20 protein-coding genes, 5 tRNA genes and 1 other RNA gene are annotated in these 21,224 nt (G+C 49.8%); 11 read left to right on the forward strand and 15 right to left on the reverse strand.

The window, feature by feature from the left end:
- Positions 1-54 precede the first annotated feature (54 nt).
- From dprA to orn, 9 genes are all read right to left on the reverse strand, one after another.
- Entirely contained in the window at positions 55-1,539 is a 1,485-nt protein-coding gene (gene dprA, locus HMPREF2554_RS07310; RefSeq protein WP_070554464.1) for a DNA-processing protein DprA, read from the reverse strand.
- 50 nt (positions 1,540-1,589) lie between these two features.
- Positions 1,590-3,134, reverse strand: a complete 1,545-nt coding sequence (locus HMPREF2554_RS07315) for a YifB family Mg chelatase-like AAA ATPase (protein ID WP_070554466.1) — start codon at positions 3,132-3,134, stop codon at positions 1,590-1,592.
- Positions 3,134-3,580: a YraN family protein gene (locus HMPREF2554_RS07320; protein WP_238789094.1), complete on the reverse strand. Its 447-nt coding sequence runs from the start codon at positions 3,578-3,580 to the stop codon at positions 3,134-3,136. Before HMPREF2554_RS07320 ends, HMPREF2554_RS07315 begins: the two co-directional genes overlap by 1 nt.
- A gap of 279 nt (positions 3,581-3,859) precedes the next feature.
- Positions 3,860-4,195 (reverse strand): DUF2469 domain-containing protein, encoded by a 336-nt coding sequence (locus tag HMPREF2554_RS07325; protein ID WP_037230865.1) that lies wholly within the window; start codon positions 4,193-4,195, stop codon positions 3,860-3,862.
- Positions 4,195-4,989 (reverse strand): ribonuclease HII, encoded by a 795-nt coding sequence (locus HMPREF2554_RS07330; RefSeq protein WP_070554468.1) that lies wholly within the window; start codon positions 4,987-4,989, stop codon positions 4,195-4,197. The genes HMPREF2554_RS07325 and HMPREF2554_RS07330 overlap by 1 nt, the downstream gene beginning before the upstream one ends.
- Positions 4,990-5,152: 163 nt before the next feature.
- The gene (gene lepB / locus HMPREF2554_RS07335) at positions 5,153-6,283 is read right to left on the reverse strand and encodes a signal peptidase I (protein WP_070554470.1); all 1,131 of its coding nucleotides are present in this window, start codon (positions 6,281-6,283) and stop codon (positions 5,153-5,155) included.
- A gap of 105 nt (positions 6,284-6,388) precedes the next feature.
- Positions 6,389-6,949, reverse strand: a complete 561-nt coding sequence (gene lepB, locus HMPREF2554_RS07340; protein WP_239664683.1) for a signal peptidase I — start codon at positions 6,947-6,949, stop codon at positions 6,389-6,391.
- Between the two features lie 94 nt (positions 6,950-7,043).
- A complete protein-coding gene (gene rplS / locus HMPREF2554_RS07345) occupies positions 7,044-7,391 on the reverse strand; it encodes a 50S ribosomal protein L19 (RefSeq protein ID WP_004004530.1) in 348 nt (115 codons plus the stop codon).
- 254 nt (positions 7,392-7,645) lie between these two features.
- Entirely contained in the window at positions 7,646-8,281 is a 636-nt protein-coding gene (gene orn, locus HMPREF2554_RS07350) for an oligoribonuclease (RefSeq protein WP_048779816.1), read from the reverse strand.
- 256 nt (positions 8,282-8,537) lie between these two features.
- Here orn and mptB point away from each other — a divergent pair, with 256 nt between their 5' ends.
- Entirely contained in the window at positions 8,538-10,181 is a 1,644-nt protein-coding gene (gene mptB, locus HMPREF2554_RS07355; RefSeq protein ID WP_037230863.1) for a polyprenol phosphomannose-dependent alpha 1,6 mannosyltransferase MptB, read from the forward strand.
- Positions 10,182-10,353: 172 nt separating this feature from the next.
- Positions 10,354-10,426, forward strand: a tRNA-Arg gene (locus HMPREF2554_RS07360).
- A gap of 104 nt (positions 10,427-10,530) precedes the next feature.
- Here HMPREF2554_RS07360 and HMPREF2554_RS07365 read toward each other — a convergent pair.
- Positions 10,531-11,436 carry an HNH endonuclease family protein gene (locus HMPREF2554_RS07365; protein WP_070554472.1) on the reverse strand — a complete coding sequence of 302 codons (906 nt, stop codon included), beginning with the start codon at positions 11,434-11,436 and terminating at the stop codon, positions 10,531-10,533.
- 384 nt (positions 11,437-11,820) lie between these two features.
- Here HMPREF2554_RS07365 and HMPREF2554_RS07370 point away from each other — a divergent pair, with 384 nt between their 5' ends.
- From HMPREF2554_RS07370 to def, 4 genes are all read left to right on the forward strand, one after another.
- Positions 11,821-12,483, forward strand: a complete 663-nt coding sequence (locus HMPREF2554_RS07370; RefSeq protein ID WP_070554474.1) for a single-stranded DNA-binding protein — start codon at positions 11,821-11,823, stop codon at positions 12,481-12,483.
- 133 nt (positions 12,484-12,616) lie between these two features.
- Positions 12,617-12,689 (forward strand) — tRNA-His (locus tag HMPREF2554_RS07375).
- A gap of 64 nt (positions 12,690-12,753) precedes the next feature.
- Complete coding sequence (locus tag HMPREF2554_RS07380) at positions 12,754-13,947, forward strand: acyl-CoA dehydrogenase family protein (protein ID WP_070554476.1); 1,194 nt, start codon at positions 12,754-12,756, stop codon at positions 13,945-13,947.
- A gap of 61 nt (positions 13,948-14,008) precedes the next feature.
- Positions 14,009-14,581: a peptide deformylase gene (gene def / locus HMPREF2554_RS07385; RefSeq protein WP_004004524.1), complete on the forward strand. Its 573-nt coding sequence runs from the start codon at positions 14,009-14,011 to the stop codon at positions 14,579-14,581.
- 85 nt (positions 14,582-14,666) lie between these two features.
- Here def and rnpB read toward each other — a convergent pair.
- An RNA gene (gene rnpB / locus HMPREF2554_RS07390) (RNase P RNA component class A) lies at positions 14,667-15,056 on the reverse strand.
- Between the two features lie 65 nt (positions 15,057-15,121).
- Between rnpB and HMPREF2554_RS07395 the strand changes: the two genes are divergently transcribed.
- Both HMPREF2554_RS07395 and HMPREF2554_RS07400 read left to right on the forward strand, forming a co-directional pair.
- The gene (locus tag HMPREF2554_RS07395) at positions 15,122-15,907 is read left to right on the forward strand and encodes a YaaA family protein (protein ID WP_048751615.1); all 786 of its coding nucleotides are present in this window, start codon (positions 15,122-15,124) and stop codon (positions 15,905-15,907) included.
- Between the two features lie 273 nt (positions 15,908-16,180).
- Entirely contained in the window at positions 16,181-16,939 is a 759-nt protein-coding gene (locus HMPREF2554_RS07400; RefSeq protein WP_246826027.1) for an S-layer homology domain-containing protein, read from the forward strand.
- 185 nt (positions 16,940-17,124) lie between these two features.
- Here HMPREF2554_RS07400 and HMPREF2554_RS07405 read toward each other — a convergent pair whose 3' ends face one another.
- Complete coding sequence (locus HMPREF2554_RS07405; protein WP_070554480.1) at positions 17,125-18,015, reverse strand: Nif3-like dinuclear metal center hexameric protein; 891 nt, start codon at positions 18,013-18,015, stop codon at positions 17,125-17,127.
- A 134-nt stretch (positions 18,016-18,149) separates the two neighbouring features.
- On the opposite strand from HMPREF2554_RS07405, the gene msrA reads away from it, so the two are divergent.
- The 3 genes from msrA to HMPREF2554_RS07420 all read left to right on the forward strand — a co-directional run bounded on the left by msrA (position 18,150) and on the right by HMPREF2554_RS07420 (position 20,453).
- Positions 18,150-18,674 carry a peptide-methionine (S)-S-oxide reductase MsrA gene (gene msrA, locus HMPREF2554_RS07410; RefSeq protein WP_013398943.1) on the forward strand — a complete coding sequence of 175 codons (525 nt, stop codon included), beginning with the start codon at positions 18,150-18,152 and terminating at the stop codon, positions 18,672-18,674.
- A 133-nt stretch (positions 18,675-18,807) separates the two neighbouring features.
- On the forward strand, positions 18,808-19,572 hold the full coding sequence (locus HMPREF2554_RS07415; protein ID WP_013398942.1) for a DUF6318 family protein: 765 nt from the start codon (positions 18,808-18,810) through the stop codon (positions 19,570-19,572).
- Between the two features lie 131 nt (positions 19,573-19,703).
- The gene (locus HMPREF2554_RS07420) at positions 19,704-20,453 is read left to right on the forward strand and encodes a DUF6318 family protein (protein ID WP_244864702.1); all 750 of its coding nucleotides are present in this window, start codon (positions 19,704-19,706) and stop codon (positions 20,451-20,453) included.
- A gap of 165 nt (positions 20,454-20,618) precedes the next feature.
- On the opposite strand, the gene HMPREF2554_RS07425 is transcribed toward HMPREF2554_RS07420, so the two are convergent.
- From HMPREF2554_RS07425 to HMPREF2554_RS07435, 3 genes are all read right to left on the reverse strand, one after another.
- Positions 20,619-20,691: transfer RNA gene (locus HMPREF2554_RS07425), tRNA-Glu, on the reverse strand.
- Between the two features lie 288 nt (positions 20,692-20,979).
- Positions 20,980-21,051 (reverse strand) — tRNA-Val (locus HMPREF2554_RS07430).
- 24 nt (positions 21,052-21,075) lie between these two features.
- Positions 21,076-21,146: transfer RNA gene (locus HMPREF2554_RS07435), tRNA-Cys, on the reverse strand.
- Positions 21,147-21,224: the final 78 nt, after the last annotated feature.

Consider the following 21,224-nt stretch of genomic DNA (forward strand, 5'->3'; position numbering starts at 1 on the left):
TTCCTCCCTTCTGCCCCTATCTCTTCTGCGAGGTTAGCAAGTCCATGTACTAAGCTATGATGCTGAGCGAGCTGCCTGCCGTATTTTACGCCACCCGAACCCATCGGTTTCTGCCAGACCTTGTTGCGCCAATTGGCTCAGTTCTACCATAGTACCGCGCAAAGGCAAGCCGATGTGGCCCGCAAGCTCCTCCGCCGATCGATAGGTCCGCGGGGACATCATGTCCCAAAGCCGTCCCTGCGCCTCCGACATGGTATCGAGAACTGTGCTTTGCTCGTGATCATGACTTTGCTTTTCTTCCTGCAGAGCATCGAACCCTTCACGAGCTTCCAGAATATCTTGTATCTCGCTCAGGATACGAGCATAGCCATCCCGAATAAGCCTGTGACAACCTACAGAGTTCGGAGAGTTAATATTCCCTGGAACAGCCCAAAGTTCCCGTCCGATTTCAAGTCCGTGCCGGGCGGTGTTGAGGGCGCCCGACCTCCAACGTGCTTCTACCACCACAATGTCGTGTGAAAGGGCTGCAATAAGACGGTTACGCTCTAGGAATCTCCACCGTGTGGGTGTATTTCCAATAGATACTTCGCTCAGAATAAGGCCTTCCTCCACAATACGGTGCAAAATCTCGCTGTTCTGCACGGGATAGAAATGATCCAGGCCTCCAGCCATGAGCGCAATCGTAGGAACCGCAGAACTTCCTGCGGCAAGCGCAGCACGATGGGCAGCCACATCAATGCCATAAGCCCCACCGGAGATAATAATGTGACTCTTCTGCGCTAATTCGTGTACTAAATATGATGTTGCATCAGCACCGTACACGCTCGCATCGCGCGAACCAACGACCGCAACACATTTCTGAAAATACTCTGTTAGTATCCGTAATTTTGCGGGATCACCCTTGCCCCACAGACCATACGGAGTTTCATCCCCTAAATCTTGAAGGTGGTTAGGCCAAAAATCATCAACAGGGGTTACAAGCCATATACCGCAAGATACCGCCATAGCGCATTCACGTCGAGGTTCAAATCGCTGACGTCCCTGCCATCTCCTACGCTTCTTTGCGATACCACGAGTAAAGTCCTCATAGCTCATGGAATGCTGACCGGGTGTATAACTGACCCCTGCGGCACGAAGTACATCGGCAATTTCTTCGCTGGGTTCTCCCCCATTCCACCACGTTTCCGTCATTCCTTCCGGATTAGTCACGCAATACAAAGTAAGCGGAGCCCCCAAAGTTTTTAGTCCCTCAACGATCAGAGGGTCCGCAGGATCAGCAAAGCGCATAATAAGGGCGGTACATAACCGAATATAGGCTCGCACCTGGCGTATCCGTTCTTCCGGTTCCAGGTTTTCCTCAAATAGCAGCTCGGCTTCTTCATCCTGCAACTTCGCATTTATTCGCCACTGAAACGGTGTTGAACTTTCAAAAGGTTCCGGGATGTACGCTTGGTCTAGGCTTTCAAGCTCTTTCCGGCGATACATCATTAGCTGTTGAAAATATGTATGGTTTTCTACGTCTAAAAGTACGTCTGGCATGATAGTTCTCTCTTCACTATGCTCGTTTATTCCATCAACGTGGATAATTTTTATAGCCCTTGATGCCCACCCTGCTGCCGCAGGAATAAAGCCACATCAAGATGTTCCTGTTGGGGTGAGGTCGTGCCGTCTAAGTCGCTCAGAGTCCATGCGGTGCGTAACACCCGATCGTATCCGCGCGCTGTTAAAGTGCCCCGGTCTACGGCTCGGTTAAGACCTTGTACCAAGGTTGAGTTCAGCCGAAGCGGTCCGCGTAGAATTTTTCCATTCGTCTCAGCGTTAACCCGTAACCCATAGGGAGATAATCTTTCCACCTGGGCAGCACGAGCTGTGATAATCCTTTCTCGAATGCTACGAGAACTTTCCCCGCGTTCTTGGCTGGCAAGTTCGGCGGAGGATACTTTAGGAACCATCAGATTGAGGTCTATACGGTCAAGAAGTGGTCCCGATAAACGGCTGAAATATGAGCGTCGCTCACGAGGGGTACAGGTGCAATCAGCACCGGTACCTACGTTCATTCCACAAGGGCAAGGGTTGGCAGCAAGAACTAATTGAAACCGGGCCGGGTAAATTGCTGAGGCCGCAGCTCGATCAAGAACTATTTCTCCGCTCTCCAAAGGCTGGCGCAACGAATCGAGCACTGTACGTTTAAACTCTGGAGCTTCGTCCAGAAAAAGTACTCCGCGATGGGCTTTTGAAACGCAACCCGGTCGCGGGATTCCGCTGCCTCCTCCCAAAATAGCGGGTGCAGATGCGCTATGGTGCGGAGCTTCAAAAGGCGGTATACGCACTAGTTCGCTCAAAGATGCGTCCGATGAGCAGAGCGATTGAATCGCTGTTACCTCCATAGCTGCTTCATCATCAAGAAGAGGCAGAATAGTAGGAAGCCGCTCTGCCAGCATTGTTTTCCCAGATCCGGGAGGACCCTGCAACAAAATATGATGTCCCCCGGCGGCAGCAATTTCGAGGGCAAATCTTCCCTGTTGTTGCCCCGCAACATCAGACATATCAGCTAATACCGCAGTATGCGCAGAAAGATTCGGAGTCATCGACTCAACCGGCGCTGGTGGATATTTCAGGTTCTCTATGCTCGCTCCGAAAGCAGAAAATACTTCTGCCAAACACCGAAATCCGGCAACCTGAATTCCCGGAATTAACGATGCCTCTGCAACGTTGGCATGGGGCACCACTACGCGCGAGTGCCCCGCATCAGCGGCAGCTTTTACAGCTGGCAGTATGCCAGGAACAGACCGTAAAGAGCCGTCTAGCCCTAGCTCCCCAAGAAAAACGCAATCGCCGCTAGGATGTAAATTTCGTTCAGCTTGCAGAGCCGCGATTACCATCGCAAGATCAAACCCAGAGCCACGCTTAGGCAGTGTTGCGGGTGTCAGGTTAATGGTGAGCCTGTGCTGTGTTAACGAAATACCCGAGTTCTTAGCGGCAGAGCGAACACGCTCTTTAGATTCGTTAAGAGCTGTATCAGGAAGGCCCAAGAGCACAAATCCAGGAAGCCCTTGAGAGACATCCGCTTCAACATCAACGATATGACCGTGAAGCCCAACCAAAGCTACAGAGTACGTACGTGCAAACCCCACTACGCCACCCCCATCAAGTGTTCGAAGGTGAACTTTTCAGGAGTTCCTGTCACCGCAATAGCATCAACACGAAAATGCCCAAAATCAAGGTTCTCGCGTAGACGACACCATAGTATAGCGAGTTCACGTGTGCGTTTAGCCTTATCACCATTGATAGCTTCAAAAGGATGCCCGTACTCTTCTGAGGATCGAGTTTTAACTTCGACAAAAGCCAGCTCGTCCTGGGGAGTAATAGCAATAAGATCTAGCTCTCCCCGCAACGGAATATCTAGCCCTGCGGGCGGACGCCAGTTACGTTCCAGAATCCGGTACCCATTAACACTAAGAATCTGGGCAACTAGGTCTTCGCCCCAGCGCCCCACCCGATGTGCCTTCGCAGGTCTACGAATCCAGCTTGGCTTTCCCAGTGTGCGGCTCGATGGCGTGCGCGACGTTATAGCGGTCATAGTGGCTCCTCATGAGAACACCAAAACTCATGCGAAGCTCACTAGCTCCCCAGATTCTTGGCGCATAGCAGATGTTCTTGCCTCTACTATGACCGCTGTATCCATAGTACGCGGGCTCTACTCTGAGATTTGTGGAAAACCTAAAGGAGTGGGACACTTTTCTTTGTTATCCACAGCGATTTATACGAAAAACTTCCCATTAACCCCAAAAAATTGAGTTTGAGAGCCGACTATAAACCGCTATATTAAGCTCAGTCTTTTGCCGCGCTACGGTCGCTTTTATCCTAAATCATCGGGGAGATCAGCAATTTCTGGCACCGTAAAGTCCTGATTTGGTAGCCGTTCTTCAACATTTACGTCACGAGTCGAAAAAGCTCGAACATTCTTGACGAACCGATTAGTACGAAAAACATCCCACACCCACACATCATTCATCACGACCTCAAAGTATATGGTTCCCTCGCGGATCTGAGGCGTTACATCGACCTTATTTGCGAGATAAAACCGGCGGTCCGTTTCAATGGCATAGCTGAATAGCGACATAACATCTTGGTACTCTCGGTACAATGCCAGTTGAGCATCGGTCTCATAGTTTTCCAGTTCTTCTGCACTCATTAACTTTCCCCGTCTTCCCCCGAAACCTTCAATACTTCGCTGCGACCGATACGTGTATTAGTCAGTTGCTCTTCTGTAGCCGGTAACGACCATGAAAGACGATGATAAATACTAGGTCCATACTCGCTAATAGCCTGACGATGCGCCACAGACCCATACCCCTTGTTCTTCGCCCAGCCGTAGTGTGGGTTCTCTGCCGATAAGGATTCCATAAAGGCATCACGATCGACTTTGGCAACCACCGAGGCGGCAGCTATAGAAGCGCACTGATAATCACCCTTAATAATCGTGGTGACTGGACCACTCCAACCTTTTTCTACGGCCGAGTTAGCACCGTTCCATACACGGTGAAGCAATTCCTCATACCGACGGTATACAGGGTCCATAGAGTCGAATAGATTCTCAGGCGGCGGGCTAAGCCAATCGTGTTTTCCGTCCAAAAGCGCAGCCTCCGGGTATAAACCGCGATACGCCAGATCGGCGAGTGCTCGCTGCGCCGCCAGTCGCAGTGCGTAGGTCATTCCTAAAACGTCTATTTCGGCGGGTGTAGTGTGCCCAATAGCGTAGGAACACCATTTTTGGATGCGCGGTATGAGAGCTTCACGGCGTTTTGGGGTTAGAGCTTTTGAATCCGTGAGTCCTTCAAGTATCCGCTGATTTTGTTGGTCTAACACGGCAACACCTACGCTTACGGGGCCTGCTAATGCTCCACGTCCGACTTCGTCGAGACCAGCGATCAAGCGATACCCTGCGGTAAAAAGTTTTTGTTCATGCTCAAGATTCGCGCTATGCATGTGTAGTCTTATCTTTCCACGTGAAAATGCAAACGGACGAGGGGCTTGGTATCGCCTATATAAACATCGTGTATATGAGATATACAGTTTTATAGGTACGAGGTGGAATAGGATTTTCTTCCTATTCCACCTCGTGAATGGGCAATATGTTCGCGCTGGTCAATTACGGGTTGGGGACCGAGTCGAAGACCTTCTTTTCGTCATCCAACATTCCGAAGTGGTTCAGCGGCCAGGCGATGACGAAAACTGTTCCCGCTATGTCATCTCGTGGGATGAAGGCGTGCCCGTCGGCAATGTGAAACCGGGAATCGGCAGAGTTATCGCGGTGGTCGCCCATCATAAAGTACTTTCCTTCGGGTACCGTCACCTTAAAGGGAATGTCTGAGGGGTTTGACCCGGGATGTAGATAGGGTTCCGTGATCTCGATACCGTTAACCTTGATCTTTCCGCTGCCATCACTTTCTACCGTATCACCGGGCAGACCAATAACTCGTTTCACCAAGTAGTTTGAGGATGTGTCGGGCAGAATGCCAACAAAGGTAAGTCCGTCGGAAATGGGGTTGGAGTTCTTCTGTCCTGAGGGAATCCAGCCCTGTGAGTCTTTAAAGACAACAACATCACCACGTTTGGGGTCATTGAAATACGATCCAGCAACGTTAATGAAGACCCGATCGTTAACCTGCAGAGTATTTTCCATAGACCCTGAGGGAATGTAAAAGCCGCGAATCAGGAATGTTTTAATAACGAAAGCGATAATCAGAGCATAAAGGATGATCGTGCCTGTTTCACGAACTTGAGTCCAAGCCCATTCGCTTACTCGACCCTCAGCTTGCGCCTGTTTGAGGGTTAAAGCCTGTTTCTCTTTTTTCCTTCGCTTCTTTTCTTCTTTAGCGCTGAGAGCTGGAGCGGGTTGTTCTGTCTCTGGTTCTTCCTCATCAGCTTCTATGTCTTCCGTATATTCTGCCTCATCATTACCATCATATTCGGAAAGATAATCGTCATATTCAGCCGAGGCTTCCTCAAAATCTACTGGTTCTTCCTCATATTCCGGATATTCCACATACTCTGAGGCATCATATTCTTCCGGTTCATACACACTCTGCTCGTCTTCATAAGCATAATCCGTGTACTCGCCCTCTGGATCGTCTTGCGACTCAATGTACGACTGTTCTTGTTCTTCATAGACCAGGCGCTCTTCAAGCTCCCGGCGCTCACGGCGGCTCCGCGGCTGATAGTTAGCTGGGACGGAGTTCTCATCGCGTGATGAACGTGACGAGCCGTACTGGTTAGCCATATCGAAGACCTTTCTAGGGGCGAATGGTTCTTAGCTATTGTATAGGTGTCTGCCCTTCAAATGCAGTTTATTTGGGGGTTTTACGCCTGTAGACATACACAGATGTCAAAAATGGAGACGAAAATCCACGGTTCCAATAATCTTATCGGTTCGGATTAGCCCTCCACCAGGTGCTCCTAGCAAAGACCTAGAGTCAACTGATACCGAACGATGATCACCCATGACCCACATGCGTCCGTGCGGTACTACAACGTCAAATTTTGTGGTTGAAGGTGAGTCTTGTGGGTAGATATAAGGCTCGTCTAGAGGCTCTCCGTTGAGAGTTATCTTTCCTTGGTCGGTGCAGCAGGATACGGTATCGCCCTCAAGTGCAATCACTCGTTTAATGTAAACGGTTTCTGTAGGGGCTAAACCCAACCACTGACCTGTGTGTTTTACTGGGTCGTTCCAGAACCCATCCCCTGATTTATAAGGCGACAGTGAACCGGCACCATCGAAAACGACAATATCGCCTCGATGTATGTGGGAGCTATCAGACAGCTTCGAGACTAAAACACGATCCCCGGGCATATAGGTAGGTTCCATAGAGTTAGATGGAATGTAGTAAACATCCGCTATAAAGGTACGGATGCCCAGCATAATGCATAGTGCAAGAGCGCAAGCCACAAGAACAAGGCGCCATCCCCTAACGGAATGACGCCTCATCTGAGGTTCTGCCGAAGAATCGGCTAACTCCATATGTATAAGACCTTGATATGTCTTAGAACTCGCGCTTCTCGCGGATACGAGCTGCCTTACCGTGGCGATCACGCATATAGTACAGCTTGGCACGGCGAACATCGCCGCGGCTAACAAGCTCAATCTTCTCAATTACCGGGGAGTGCACCGGAAAAGTACGCTCAACACCAACACCGAAAGAAATCTTACGCACGGTGAAGGTTTCGCGAATACCAGCGCCCTGGCGTCCAACAACAAAACCTTTGAAAACCTGAACACGGCGGTTCTTACCCTCAACGATGTTCACATGAACATTCAGGGTGTCGCCGGGTGCAAATTCGGGAATGTCGTCACGAAGGGACTTCTTGTCGAGGAAATCAAGAGTTTGCATGTGTTGCTCTCCTGAGTCATCTGCCGCAGGTCAAATAGACTCGATTAAATCTATCGCCCAAGAGGTGGATAGAAGTTCTATTAACTTAGAACATGATTGATGTTCTAAGGTTCGCACTGTTATGGTCGCTCTTCCCCCTACGGCAGGGGCGTGCCCAGTGCAAACACAGTTTTTTATTATGGCAGATGCCGTAGCGGTGGGCAACTACGAGCTTCTATCGAAGCACGTTTTCAGAGCCTAAGAGGGCGTATCTCTTACGCCTTTTCAAGAGTCTGACGTTCCACTTCTACGTCGCGAGCTATACGAGCTGCGGTAATCGCATCCGGCGCATCTGGAACAAAAATTGCGCGACGGTAGTATTTGAGTTCATCAATCGAGTCTTTGATATCTCCAAGAGCACGGTGGTTTCCGGTCTTAACTGGCGCATTATGACGAGCAGCCGGGTACCAGCGAGCAGCGAGTTCTTTGATCGTCGATACATCAATTACGCGGTAGTGCAAATGCTTCATAAGATCTGGCATATCGCGCTCCAAAAAGCGTTTATCCATGCCGACTGAATTTCCGCCCAACTGCGCTTTGCCCGCTACAGGAACATACTTCTTGACGTATTTAAGAACTGCTTCCTGCGCTTCATGCATAGATACGCCGTGTTCAAGGTCCTCTAGCAGCCCCGAAGACTCATGCATATTTCGCACATAGCTATTCATGTTCTCGAGAGCGCCAGCAGGTGCCTCAGAACCGGGTTTGATCACGAGCTCCACGCCTTCACCCAAAATATTGAGGTCAGAATCCGTCACAAGAACACCTATTTCAATCAGTGCATCCTGTGTAAGATCGAGCCCGGTCATTTCGCAGTCAATCCATACAATACGTTCACTTGAAATACTCACGCTTTAACTCTACAGATTTTCTACGTACTCTCCCAGCTACAGCAGTTCATAGCTTTCTTATTTTTCTGTATCTACCGCCCTAAAAAGTTTGATTGTGACCTATATGAGAATTAAACCTTCTCCACACGCGACCTAAAACACGTGCGAAGAACGGTAGTCTTGTGGGTTTCACACAGGAGACAATGAAGGTGCTCGGGTATTATGGAGAGCGTATTGGATGTAGAGCTAAAACCCCTAGTGAAGGGATTCCTAACGCATGAAAACGCGGTATATGCAGTGGCGGTCAAGATTTTTTACAAAGCCCACCGCAACGTCGCCGCGTCTGCAAAAGTACATTGACAGTAACCGTCTTCGCACGCTACTGCTGGGTGCCTTTGGCTCTATTCTTATCACTCTCAGCTCATACGGCGTTGGTTGGATTGCAGATAGCTCAGGTTTTTGGCGCAACAATCTGATACGCACTATACGTTATGAAGTTTCGTGGGTAATCGTTTGTATTATCGCGCTTTCACTAGGTGCCATGATTATGTGCCGTGAGTGGCTGCGTATCTATCAGAAGATGGGTACCTGGAATAATTCTTCGCTCAGGTGGATGATCGCAATTGTTACCTGCTGGTCACTGCCCCAGGTTTTTGCTCTTACTATTTACAGCCGCGACATGTTTTCCTACTATGGGCAGGGCATGGTTATGGCTCACGGACTGAACCCCTATAAACAGGGGGTTTCTGAGATAGCGAACTTCATGCAAAATGGTGCGGATCCGCAATGGGCTGAGTCTCCTCCGCCCTACGGGCCTATCTCACTCAAAATCGAAGAATTCATCGCTCGCATCGTCGATGGAAATATCGATCTCGCCATTTTCTTGTTTCGTCTTGTCAGTGTCCTCGCCGTTATCGGCATTTTGTTCTTTGTCGTAAAACTCGCACAGCTTTACAAATATAATCAAACGCGAGCGCTCTGGCAGGTAGGCGCTAATCCCCTGTTCATAGCTTCTTTCATAGCGAGTGGTCACAACGATTCCTTGATGACCATGTTCATGCTTGCAGGTCTCTACTTTGCGAAGCGATACCCCAATGTCTATGGTGGCGTTCTTGGCGTTACGATGGTGACTTTCGGCGTCGGAGTGAAGCCTCTAGCACTTGTGGTGCTCCCCTTTGTTGGCTTGCTGTGGGCGGGTAATAACGCCAGCTGGGTACGCAAATTCACTATCTGGTTTATCTCAGGAATTATTCTTCTTGCCGAGCTCGCTATTTTAGGTTACATAAGCGACCTTGGTTTCGGTTGGGTCAGCGCGCTCTCTACTACGGGCGGTCAGTACATTTGGTACACTCCCATCGGCTTGGTGATCGGTTTCATTGGGCTTTTCGCACACGGCGACTCTTTCGATACTGTTAAGAAAATTCTTGAGAATATTGGCAAACTTCTAGGCATCCTGAGCGCGTTAAGCTTCGCATTTGTCGGTCGATACCGTAATGTGGTGCGGTACGCAGGTCTCGCGATTCTCGCCATGCTTTTTTTCAGCCCTATGATTCAGTCGTGGTATATTCTCTGGGCTGTTCCTATGATTGCCGCGACAGGTCTGCGCTCTCACTTCCAGCTGATGTGGTACTTTGTGACAACCCTGTTCTTTATGGCGTATGCGGTATGTGATCAGCTGTACATCTCACCATATCTGAACGATTTCAACCAGGGAATGGCGCGTCTTATCGCCATTTTGATCTGTCTGGCCTATATCGTCTATCTGATGGCGTTAGACCCGGCAACGCGACGTATGGTGTACTTGAGCTTCCACCCACATCAGGTAAAGCGAACTATCACACGGATGTGGTGGCAGCTCTTCCCTCAGACACGTGAAAGGCTCCGTGCGCGGCGCACCCGTCAAATATTACAAAAACATTAAGGTCGGCGGATACTTGGGCGTAAACCCCTGTCATGGCGCGGAACCAGGCTATGGCGATTCAGGATTTTTTCCATAAATTTGTGTCATTTTTCGAGTTCGTTTACCATAATGTGACTTTTCGGTGTACTCTATAAATGTATTTCACACCGATATCGAAGACAGTGAAATGCATGCCTCAGTAGCTCAGAGGATAGAGCAGGAGCCTTCTAATCTCTTGGTCGGGGGTTCGATTCCCTCCTGGGGTACCCGTACACACGAGCGCCGCTCCCTCAGATTGAGGGAGCGGCGCTCGTGCTTGTACCGGTAACCCCGTAACCACCTGCGCATCGTCGCTAACAGATATGTACCTTTATTTCTTCACAGGGTTTGTGTCTTTACACGAGTTCAGCACGTTCTCCATAGCGCGTTTTTCATCGGCAGTGACCCATAGCTGATACTTTGCTTTTACATGCACCTGCCGCGCCACATATGTGCATCGGTAGGCCGTATTGCCAGGAAGCCAGTCAGAAGCATCAGCATCAGATTTCTGCATATTTGCGGGCCCGTCTGCTGCTACCAGGTTCTCGGGGTCGTTCGCGAGCTCACGACGTTTTTCCTCGCCAATATCTTGAGCCCCGGTCTGCCACGCATTCGAAAGCGCCACCACATGGTCGATCTGAACGGCACTTGAAGACTTCTTACCTCGTTTAAATTCGATTGTCCTGCCGGTATAAGGATCGTCAAGAGTTCCGGTTTGTACGGTGCAAGCACGAGTTCCCGCTTTGAAACGAATATTTGTTAAATCACGACGCAAAATATCATCACGAGTATTACATCCATTATGATCGACATCATCCCAGGCAGCACCAAATTGCTCACGTGTATATCCGGCTTTTGATGCCCGCTCTTTAACAGGAAGGGCAGCAAGTTCTTCCTTCACCGTCGATAAGTTAGGTGCATATGCTGTGGCTGGATCAACCGCATCATGCGGGTTCTTGACCTCTTCCAGAGACTCAGTTTTGACGTTCTGCTCTTCGCCGTCCCCTGTAGCAGAAGATGGGGCACTAGGGCTACCCAACAGCCCGCCTTGGCTATGCCGCCCAATATAAATAACGGCAATAATCAGCACGATGATCACAAGAATAGCCAAAGCAGTATAGAGAAAACGCTTGTTCTTAGGATCCATATCTGGAGGCAAAATCTTGCGCGGGTCTACATCGGCAATCTTCTTAAAATCGCGAAGATTCGGCGTAGGAGGCCTTTTAGACTTTGTCACGATGTTCTCCAGTACGTCTGCGGCATAGATATGCTGTTAGATTCAGTGCGCTCATAAAGCTTACGAATGAGAAAAATCTCATGCTAAAAACCGGATTCACCGGTATTGCACTACAAGGATAGGGGTTTATAGAGCTAGAAAGAAATCCAGAGGTAAAGGGTTTTCTTTACCAATATTGTGACACGTATCAGAAGTTCCCCGCCTCTCTTGTTCATCCACAAGATCAGAATTCTTGTCCCGTTCAGATAGGCTATCCACAGGTGCACATACAACGCTCTCTTTATCACACTACATTGAGGCACACTAGAAAAACCGCGCCCCACTCTGACAGGGGATGCACATTATCTGATTAACACACCGCCTAACATCTCAGGGAGCTCTATCATGGCTGATACCGTTATCCTACGCGGGTTTACCGCAACCGCCCCACAGCTACGCACACTTCCGACCGGAATTCCAGTCGTCAATTTTAGGTTGGCAAGCACGCCACGCTGGTTTGACTCAGCAACAAACTCCTGGCGCGAGGGACAAACAAGCTGGTACACTGTCTGCGCCTACCGCAAGCTGGCACAAAATATTGCTGCCTCCCTCACAGTGGGAAGTCCCGTACTCCTCACCGGGCGCGTTCGCACACAACAGTGGCAACGCGAAGATGGTTCTCAAGGTGCATCTGTCGAAGTTGATGCCAGCAGTATCGGTCTTGACCTTACCTTCGGCACCAGCACATTCTCACGCACTGTAGAGCACAGCGGCACGCAATCCCGCACTCAGAATGACGCAACAAACCCGATTCAGAAGGATGTATCGCAGGACGGCCATGCCGCTCCCCCACAACCATCGAGTACACAGCAATACCCAAACCGCACCCTTCAAGAAGCTGGACCACGAGGAACAGCATCTTCACCTCAACGGGAATTTTCACAACCCAAAAACACTGTTTCAGCATCTACAGATACGCACCAGACTGTTCACCAATCTTCAGAACCGACAAATAGTTTTGAGTATGAGAAACAAAGCGATCAAATATCTGAAATGGCGCCCTTCTAGAATTCAACACCCCAACTTCTAAAAACCGCATATAGCGTGCCGCGTATCACCTTGAATTGATTTGTCACAAGTTATCGAACTCATGTAGAGTAGTATCCGTTGCAATCGCGCGGGAAACCGCATGATGTACATGGTGGTCGTAGCTCAGTTGGCAGAGCGCCTGGTTGTGGTCCAGGAGGTCGCGGGTTCAACCCCCGTCGATCACCCCGTCACTAGGGTCGTTATGGTAATCCCCATAGCGGCCCTATAGCTTTACCTACTAGACTTTATATGTTTTATTCCCCTGAGGAAAGAGGATTTTCTGTGCAATCAACTCTGACATTTTCTGAAGACCATGAACTGTTCCGAGAAGCAGTCCGTGAATTCGTAGCACACGAAATAACCCCTCACTACCCCGACTGGGAACAAGCACACATCATGCCTCGCTCAGTATGGCAAGCCGCCGGAGAAACAGGAGTATTAGGACTTGCGGTCCCCGAAGAATTTGGCGGAGCCCAGCTGCCCGATTACGAGTATCAATTAGTTCTAACCCAAGAACTCGCAGCCGTTGGAGGATATGGGTTTGCGCTCGCAGTGCATCTTCAACAGGATCTGGTGCTCCCCTATTTACTCGCATACGGTACACATGAGCAAAAGGAACGTTGGCTACCCCAAATGGTAAGCGGTGACCTTGTAACTTCATGTGCTTTTACAGAACCAGGTGCAGGATCCGACCTGCGGGCATGCCGCACATCCGCAGTACGTGATGAGAACTCTTACCTTCTCAACGGGCAGAAGACTTTTATCGGATCCGGTATTTCGGGGGATGCAGCCCTCGTGTTGGCCCGCACTGATGGTTCCTCTGAACGTGCTTCTGAGGATTCATTTTCCCTCTTTTTCGTCGAAAAATCTGATGGTTACGCCCCGGGGCGACAGCTCGACAAGATAGGTATTCGAGCCTCAGACACTGCCGAACTATTCTTCGAGAATGTACGTGTTCCCGCTGAGAACCTTATCGGTGAGCCCGGTCAAGGCTTGACCTATATCAAACAGCATCTGCCCCAAGCGCGTTTAGCGATTGCCGCTGCGTCCGCCGTCATCAGCAGGACTACTCTCAACACCACACTAGAGTATGTAAAAGAACGTAAGGTTTTTGGGTCTCGTGTGGCAGATTTTCAGAATACCCGTTTTGAACTAGCTAATGCTCTCATGAATACCGAACTTTCCGAACTCTACGTGGCACGCGCTATAGCGGCTTTTAACGCTGGGGAACTTACCGCTGAGGACGCCGCTAAAGCCAAGGTCTTTGCCTCTGAAAAAGCCTGCACAATTACCGATCGGTGTCTGCAGCTTTTCGGCGGCTACGGCTATATTAATGAGCATCCTGTAGCCCAAGCGTTCCTCGCGGCACGGCTACTGCCTATTTTTGGGGGTACAAACGAGCTTCTGCGCGATAACATAGGATTTGACCTACTCGCTGAGTAGACGCCAATATACTCTATCAATAACTCTTTACCTTGTGATTTCGAGAACGAAGGATTTACCTGTGGCTATTCGCCCTGTTGTTATTTATGGCAATCCCGTTTTACACCGACCGGCTGCTCCAGTCACGGCCTTTGACGATGAGTTCAAAGCTCTTGTTACCGATATGTATGAAACTATGGATGCAGCCCACGGAGTGGGTCTCGCGGCTCCTCAAATCGGGGTAGGTTTACGAGTTTTTACCTATCAGATGGAAAATGAAGATGGTGTTACTCCCCGCGGGTGCATCGTTAACCCCAGGCTGACTCTCGGCAAGGTGTCCGCGGCAGAGCCCGACCCCCATGACGAAGAAGAAGGGTGTCTTTCGTTCCCAGGCTACGGTTTTCCCCTCAAACGTGCTGAGTGGGTTACTGTCAATGGATTTGATGTCGAAGGCAATCCGCTCAGGTTTGAGGCAACCGGCTGGTTTGCCCGCTGTATGCAGCATGAGACCGACCACCTTGATGGAAAACTATATGTGAATCGTCTTAATAAAAAATGGACCTCTCGCATGAAGAAAGTTGTTAAACGCGAAGGCTGGACTGTTGAGGGTAATAGTTGGATGCCCGGTGTAGATCCTGACCCGTTCGGACATTAAAAACATAAAATCATCCACACTACCGGTGCGCCTGATTCTTGATACACAGAATTAGGCGCACCGGTGTTGTATACGAGCGTCATGAGAAGCAGGGTGCCCTATAAGCCGGGTTCTGTCATCGGTACCGATGAAAGCTCTGTACCTGAGGCAATCATCTATCTAGGGCTTATGTTGCCATAAGCGTCAAGCGGCCTACCCGAACACGCGCCGCTGGCTCGGGCGCACTACCCTATCATGGCGTGTTCTGTTTGGCCTTGCTCCGCATGGGGTTTACCTAGCTGGGCACGTCACCGCGCCCACTGGTGGTCTCTTACACCACCCTTTCACCCTTACCTCGATGAGGCGGTTTACTTTCTGTGGCACTAGCCTGCGAGTTACCCCGAGTGGATGTTATCCACCATGCTGTGCTGTGGAGCCCGGACTTTCCTCGATATACCCCTCAGAAGACGTATCTCGCGATTGCCCAGGCACCCTGCTTCAGCCTTCTATTCTAGCGGAGTTATTATCGCTGCTCTATTTCTGCCCGGTAGAATAAGAAGCATGCTGATTCTTCTGCCTCCTTCTGAGGGTAAGACCCCTGCGCCTCGCACACACGCACCAGTTAATCTTGCCGAGTTATCGTTTCCAGAGCTCACAACCGAACGTGAAGATGTGCTGGAAGAACTCATGCGAGTTTCCGCTCAGGAAGACGCTCTAGATGTCCTCGGGGTGGGTGCATCGCTCACAGCAGAGATTGAACGAAACACGCGGTTAGTGGAGGAACCGGCGCATTCGGCAGCTAAAGTCTATACGGGCGTGCTCTTTGAGGCGCTGGATTACGCCAGTTTCTCCCCCGATGAACGGGAGTTAGCTCAGAAGTCCGTTCTTATTTCATCTGCTTTATGGGGTGTGGTGCAACTTGAAGATCATATTCCTGCGTATCGGCTGTCTATGGGAACCAAGCTTGGCGCTATAGGTGCTCTGGCTACATATTGGCGCGGAGCTTTGGGGAATGCGTTGACCGCATACGCGCAGGGGCACCTCATTCTTGACTGCCGTTCCAGCGCTTACGCGAAATCGTGGGTATCGCCGTCAGCCCAGACATTAGCGGTCCGTGTTGAACGCGTTGCAGCAGATGGTTCACGCAAGGTTGTCTCCCATATGGCAAAGCGTTATCGCGGAAAGTTAGCTCGCTACGTGATCACTCATGCCCTTACCGAGCGACCTTTTGAAGGTACAGCGGGCATTTCAGAATTCTTGGAGGCGCTTGACCGCGATTGGGAACTTGAATGTACCTTACCGACGCCCAAGAAAGCAGGAACACTGACCCTTATTATCCGTGAATAGATTTCTCAGGTGTGAATATAGCGTGTATTCTTCTGGTATCTACGAGAATTCTCCCGCTATCAACACCCTAAAGAAAGAACTGTTATATTCTAATTTCGAAGTGTAGAGGAAATAGATTCTGTATACTCGGCACATTTTCTAAGAATGTGTCCAGAGAATTTTCTCACAAGGTTTATAACAGTTTTATAAATATCTTCGAAGATCCTTTACCATATATGACATCCCTGGTACATTATAGGGAGTCATATCGCACTAGCCATGATGGATTATTGTATGTCTTTCACTTTTAAACTTCGTAAAGCTCCCACGACTATATGCTCACTTACCCTAGTTGGCGCTACTCTTGCACCTAGTACCCCCGTCTTTGCAGAAACTCAGCAGCCCCAAACCACCGATTCTCAGGGGCAGCCTGCCGTTGTTGCACAGGAAGATCTCTCGACCCTAAATCAGGTGGAAGGTAACGCAACTCCGCAGACCGTTTCGCCCCAGAAACGTTTTATTGACGTTCCTGAATCTTCTGCTTTTTATAATGAGATTACTTGGCTTTTTAACCGTAAAATCACGATCGGTTACCCAGATAGCACATACCACCCGAAAGATTATATTGAGCGTTCGGGTATAGCTGTTTATTTCTATCGCCTGGCAGGCTCCCCGCAAGTTGACCTTCCCGAAAAGTCGCCTTTCACAGACGTTTCTCCTAACGATATGTGGTATAAGGAAATGGTGTGGTTCCATCAGCAGGGTCTTACCACTGGCTGGTCTGATGGAACTTTCCGCCCGCATGACCTGGTAGATCGTAACGCTATGGCGGCATTCTTCTACCGCTTCGCGGGCAGCCCTCAGTTTGAGGCACCTGCGGTCTCTCCTTTCTGGGATTTGAGCCCAGACGAGCCTTTCTATAAAGAGATTGCCTGGCTTCGCAGTACAGATATTACGACCGGGTGGTCAGATGGTTCTTTCCACCCCTATGAGCCTATTTCACGTGAAGCAATGGCGGCATTTATTTACCGTTATGCACATATGCAGCGCTAATAATCAGAGTCTAGATAAATATGGCGTGCTCCTAAGAGAATAGGGGGCACGCCATACTTATATCTTATTTATAACCGTCGTATTATCACCAAAATACTATTCAGGAAAAATAGTAATGCATGTTGCAAAATATTAGTTTTTCTCACATTTATTTTAGAAGTCCCGTCGGGCTGTTCTGAATATTTTTAGCGAGGTGTGCTTGCCGAACCAATGGTTTGTCCAGTGCTTACATGAAAATCCCAGGGGTCGGTATTTAGCGAGGATACCGAAATTTCAATACTGTATCCCTGGCCCGCTAGGGTTTCTTGCAGACGTTCCGCAGCACGATTTAACCATAAAGATTCACTTGCAGCATGTGAACAGTCGATGAGTGCAGTATCAGTACCTCGTACAAGTTCTTGTTCCCGGAACTCACTGGCAGGGTGATGCCGTAAATCTGCGGTGATATAGACATCAGCTTCAGATGCCCGCACGGCATCAAATAACGAATCACCGGCGCCTCCGCAGAGAGCAACACGACGAATAAGTTTTTGTGGGGATCCCGCAACGCGCAGCCCACCCGCTGTTGCGGGAAAAGCAGCAGCTAGTTCTTCAGAGAGTTCCTGCAATGTAAGAGGGCGGGCAAGAACACCTACACGACCTGTTCCAACGCTATATTCCTTGCCCGCAAGTTCTTGCTGCTGCTGATCAGTCAGCGGTTCACATCCTTGCAGATTAAGCGCTTCACAGAGAGCCTCGTTGACACCAGCGACGGCGGCATCAGCATTGGTGTGCGCACCGAGCAGGCCACATCCGCCTTCAATGAGGGTATGGAGCACGTTGCCTTTGTAATCGGAGTCGGGTATGAAGCTGGTACCACGCAAGAGAAGCGGGTGGTGAGTGATAAGAAGACCGACCCCAAGATTTACGGCTTCTTGGGCGGTTGCTGATATGGCATCAACTGCAAAATGCACATGTTTAACGCGGGTCTGTAAACGTCCGCAGACTAGCCCGGAAGAATCCCAGCTAGCGGCAAGGTGCGGCGGATACAGGCTATGAAAAGTATCAACAATGTGGGATAGCGTAGGTGTTGTCATGATTCTATTGTGGCATCTAGCAGCAGAAATACGAGCTATTACACGTCCCGTAGCAGACCTCGGGTAGGACGGGGAATAATAGTTGATACAGCTATGCTGTAAAGGAATGTACATCTATCTGTGGAAGAGGTCTTATGAAAAGCTTGGTTGTTGGCGGCGGTTGTTTTTGGTGTATTGACGCTGTTTTTCGGCAGTTCCAGGGTGTAAAAGCAAGCGTATGCGGGTATGCGGGCGGGCACACCCAAAACCCCGATTATCGGTCTGTATGCTCGGGAACGACGGGGCATCACGAGGTTGTTCGGGTTGATTTTGATGAATCGGTTATAGGTGAAGACGCGATTTTGGATATTTTCTTCGCCGCACACGATGCGACAAGTTGGGATCAGCAGGGTGCCGACCGTGGTTCGCAGTACCGTTCCGTACTGTTGTATTCCTCTGACGAACAGAAGGCTGTGTTTGAGGCTGCGAAAGAGCGAGCTCAGTCATTCTTCGACTCCCCAGTTGTCACCGAGATTAAACCGCTGACTGAGTTTTGGGAAGCAGAAGGGTACCACCAGGATTACTACGCGAAGAACCCATATCAGGGGTACTGCTCCGTAGTAGTTGGGCCTAAGGTAGCGAAAGTGCGCAAACAATATGCTCATCTTTTGAAAGACTAAATACAGATCGGACCCTTGAGAATCCTATAAGGAGTTCGAGCCCCGTAAATCTATCCTTGAGAAATAGAAATTTTCCATGTTTCACATGCAGGATGACGTTATGATGGAATTAGTACAGATTTGAAAGGGCATCATGACTCTAGTTTCACGTCGCCAAGCTGTGTATTTGACCGGTACGGGTCTCACAGCGGCAACGGTTACTGCCTGTACGCCAAAGGTTCAGCCGGTAGGTAATGATGCTTCTCCCTCACCCGGTGGTACCGCATCTGCTGAGAGCGCAGCCTCGGCGGCGGGGGCTTCCCCATCAGCATCGGAGGGTCTGCAAAGTTCTGGGAAGAACTATCAAGGATCTGTAAAACTAGAGAAATACGATTCTAAAGGTGAGTTCAAACCGGGCACCCGCGAGCATAAGGCCGAGAACGTACCGGTTCCTGTGGAACCAGAAAATATGCATGAAGAGTCTGTGGACGGCATGTACTCATTCATTGCATTCTGGGTTGAGGCACAAAACTATCTTTACTTAACGGGTGACGGTGCTCTGTTGCGTAAAGCTGATCCGGCTGATGATTACACCGAAAGTATTGATCTTTATAAAGCCTTGTACGACAGCGGTGTAGTGTGGGTTCTTGGGGAACAGCATCCTATGAAAATTTCACTCAACTCTGCAAAACCGGTGAAGAATCCACGGAGTGAAACATCGTATATGTGGATTGCTACCGTTGAGTTTGGTGAAGGTACTGAAATCTATAATTCGCAGACTCAGGAGACTTACCCCCTTAATGACCTTATGCAGTCTGGGTCTAGGGTCTCGGTGATCACTCAATATGAGAATGGGGCATGGCGCATGCTCAAGGACGACGGCTCGCAGGCTTCGCCCGGTGGCACTAAGGCACCTTAGAAATCTCCACACATTTTAGGTGTGCTAGGGTTTTACCGGTAGATTTTATAGAGAACGTATATATTTTTGCGTTCTATTCTTGTGAAGTTTTTCGCGCAGGCGGAAAACGTTTTTTGATGGGAAGGTTTCTCATGAGCTCAATGTCGCGTCGTGGCGCTTTCACTGTTGTAGGTGCCGGTTTTATAACTATTCTTACCGCGTGCTCGTCGCAGAATAAGGATGCGGCGCCAAGTGCTAGCGCATCTGCCAAGGCTACATCGCCATCGCATTCGGCTGCCTCTGCATCTGCTACCCCTTCTGGCCCTAGTTTTAAGGGTGAGTTGAAGTTGGAGAACTACAGATCGTCTGGTGAATTTGAACCTGGCACGCAGGAGCATCCGGCGCAGCATGTGCCTGTTCCGGTGGAACCCGTGAAATTACGTGAGGATTCGGTTGAGGGCCTACACGCTTTTGTAACCTACTGGCTCGCGACTTTGAATTATATGCTTTTGACGGGTGACGGTAACTATTTCACGAATATTGATCATACGGGCGATTACACAACTATTGCCGATTTCATGCAGGATATGTACGCTTCAGAGACTGGCTGGGTGACTGGCGTGCAGAACCCGTTGACGATGTCTTTGGATACAGATCACCCAACGAAGGATGAGAAGAACGGATTTTATACCTGGAAGACAACGATGAAGGTTAATCGGGAGTCTGCGGTGTATACGAAGACGACGAACCGTTCGCAGCCGCTTCCTGAGGTTTTTAAGGTGCCGAGCGGTGTTGTCTCGGGCCAGGTGACGGCTCATTATCTTGAGGGAACGTGGCGTATGGTGCGCCGTGCTCCTGCCGCAGCGGGTGCTTCTGCCAGTGCGGGCGGGGAGAATAAGTAGGCTGCTCCCCCGTTTTCTGGTTATTCACATTATGACGCGGGCGAGTTAGGTTTTGCTGAAAAGGTTATATAAGTGCCTTTTAGAAAATCCTGATCCGCTTGGCATTTATAAAAATATAGAGAATTCCCTGGTTCGCCTGAACCGGGGAATTCTCTTTTCCTAGTGTGACCCCAACCGGATTTGAACCGGTGTTGCCGCCGTGAGAGGGCGGAGTACTAGGCCGCTATACGATGGGGCCGGACTGTTTTTCGGGACCCGCCCGAACAACATATATAACTATACAGTTAAGGGAATACCCCACCAACTCTAGTAAGCATGATATGCGTCACTAGACTCAATGGAGTATTCCTCATAGAGCTGAAAGGTTATCCCCGCAGGTGCGGGGAACGAACATATTTGAATCTTCACTAACTACCCTTGTTAGACGGCTCATCTCTACGAATGTGGAGAAAATATTCCAGATGACTAAAATTCCTATAAGCCAAAAACACAAAAACCCCAGCTTACCATGAGCTGGGGTTATCTGTGCGCGATACTGGGTTCGAACCAGTGACCTCTTCCATGTCAGGGAAGCGCGCTACCGCTGCGCCAATCGCGCCTACAACATCAATGTGTTGTTGCGAGGTGAGGACGGGATTCGAACCCGCGTACACGGCTTTGCAGGCCGCTGCCTAACCACTCGACCACCTCACCGCATACATCTCTCGCGAGATGAGTTCGAACTCTAGGAGTCCTACGAGCGGTTGACGAGACTTGAACTCGCGACATCCA

Source organism: Rothia sp. HMSC071F11 (assembly GCF_001809115.1).
Classification (GTDB): Bacteria; Actinomycetota; Actinomycetes; order Actinomycetales; family Micrococcaceae; genus Rothia; species Rothia dentocariosa.

Coding starts and splice junctions, on each gene's coding strand:
- HMPREF2554_RS07405 (WP_070554480.1), bottom strand. CDS start 18,015: ATGACAACACCTACGCTATCCCACATTGTTGATACTTTTCATAGCCTG.
- rplS (WP_004004530.1), bottom strand. CDS start 7,391: ATGCAAACTCTTGATTTCCTCGACAAGAAGTCCCTTCGTGACGACATT.
- dprA (WP_070554464.1), bottom strand. CDS start 1,539: ATGCCAGACGTACTTTTAGACGTAGAAAACCATACATATTTTCAACAG.
- HMPREF2554_RS07420 (WP_244864702.1), top strand. CDS start 19,704: ATGAGCTCAATGTCGCGTCGTGGCGCTTTCACTGTTGTAGGTGCCGGT.
- mptB (WP_037230863.1), top strand. CDS start 8,538: ATGAAAACGCGGTATATGCAGTGGCGGTCAAGATTTTTTACAAAGCCC.
- HMPREF2554_RS07395 (WP_048751615.1), top strand. CDS start 15,122: ATGCTGATTCTTCTGCCTCCTTCTGAGGGTAAGACCCCTGCGCCTCGC.
- lepB (WP_070554470.1), bottom strand. CDS start 6,283: ATGGCTAACCAGTACGGCTCGTCACGTTCATCACGCGATGAGAACTCC.
- HMPREF2554_RS07415 (WP_013398942.1), top strand. CDS start 18,808: ATGACTCTAGTTTCACGTCGCCAAGCTGTGTATTTGACCGGTACGGGT.
- HMPREF2554_RS07325 (WP_037230865.1), bottom strand. CDS start 4,195: ATGAGTGCAGAAGAACTGGAAAACTATGAGACCGATGCTCAACTGGCA.
- HMPREF2554_RS07320 (WP_238789094.1), bottom strand. CDS start 3,580: ATGACCGCTATAACGTCGCGCACGCCATCGAGCCGCACACTGGGAAAG.
- HMPREF2554_RS07380 (WP_070554476.1), top strand. CDS start 12,754: ATGTTTTATTCCCCTGAGGAAAGAGGATTTTCTGTGCAATCAACTCTG.
- HMPREF2554_RS07400 (WP_246826027.1), top strand. CDS start 16,181: ATGTCTTTCACTTTTAAACTTCGTAAAGCTCCCACGACTATATGCTCA.
- msrA (WP_013398943.1), top strand. CDS start 18,150: ATGAAAAGCTTGGTTGTTGGCGGCGGTTGTTTTTGGTGTATTGACGCT.
- HMPREF2554_RS07370 (WP_070554474.1), top strand. CDS start 11,821: ATGGCTGATACCGTTATCCTACGCGGGTTTACCGCAACCGCCCCACAG.
- HMPREF2554_RS07330 (WP_070554468.1), bottom strand. CDS start 4,989: ATGCATAGCGCGAATCTTGAGCATGAACAAAAACTTTTTACCGCAGGG.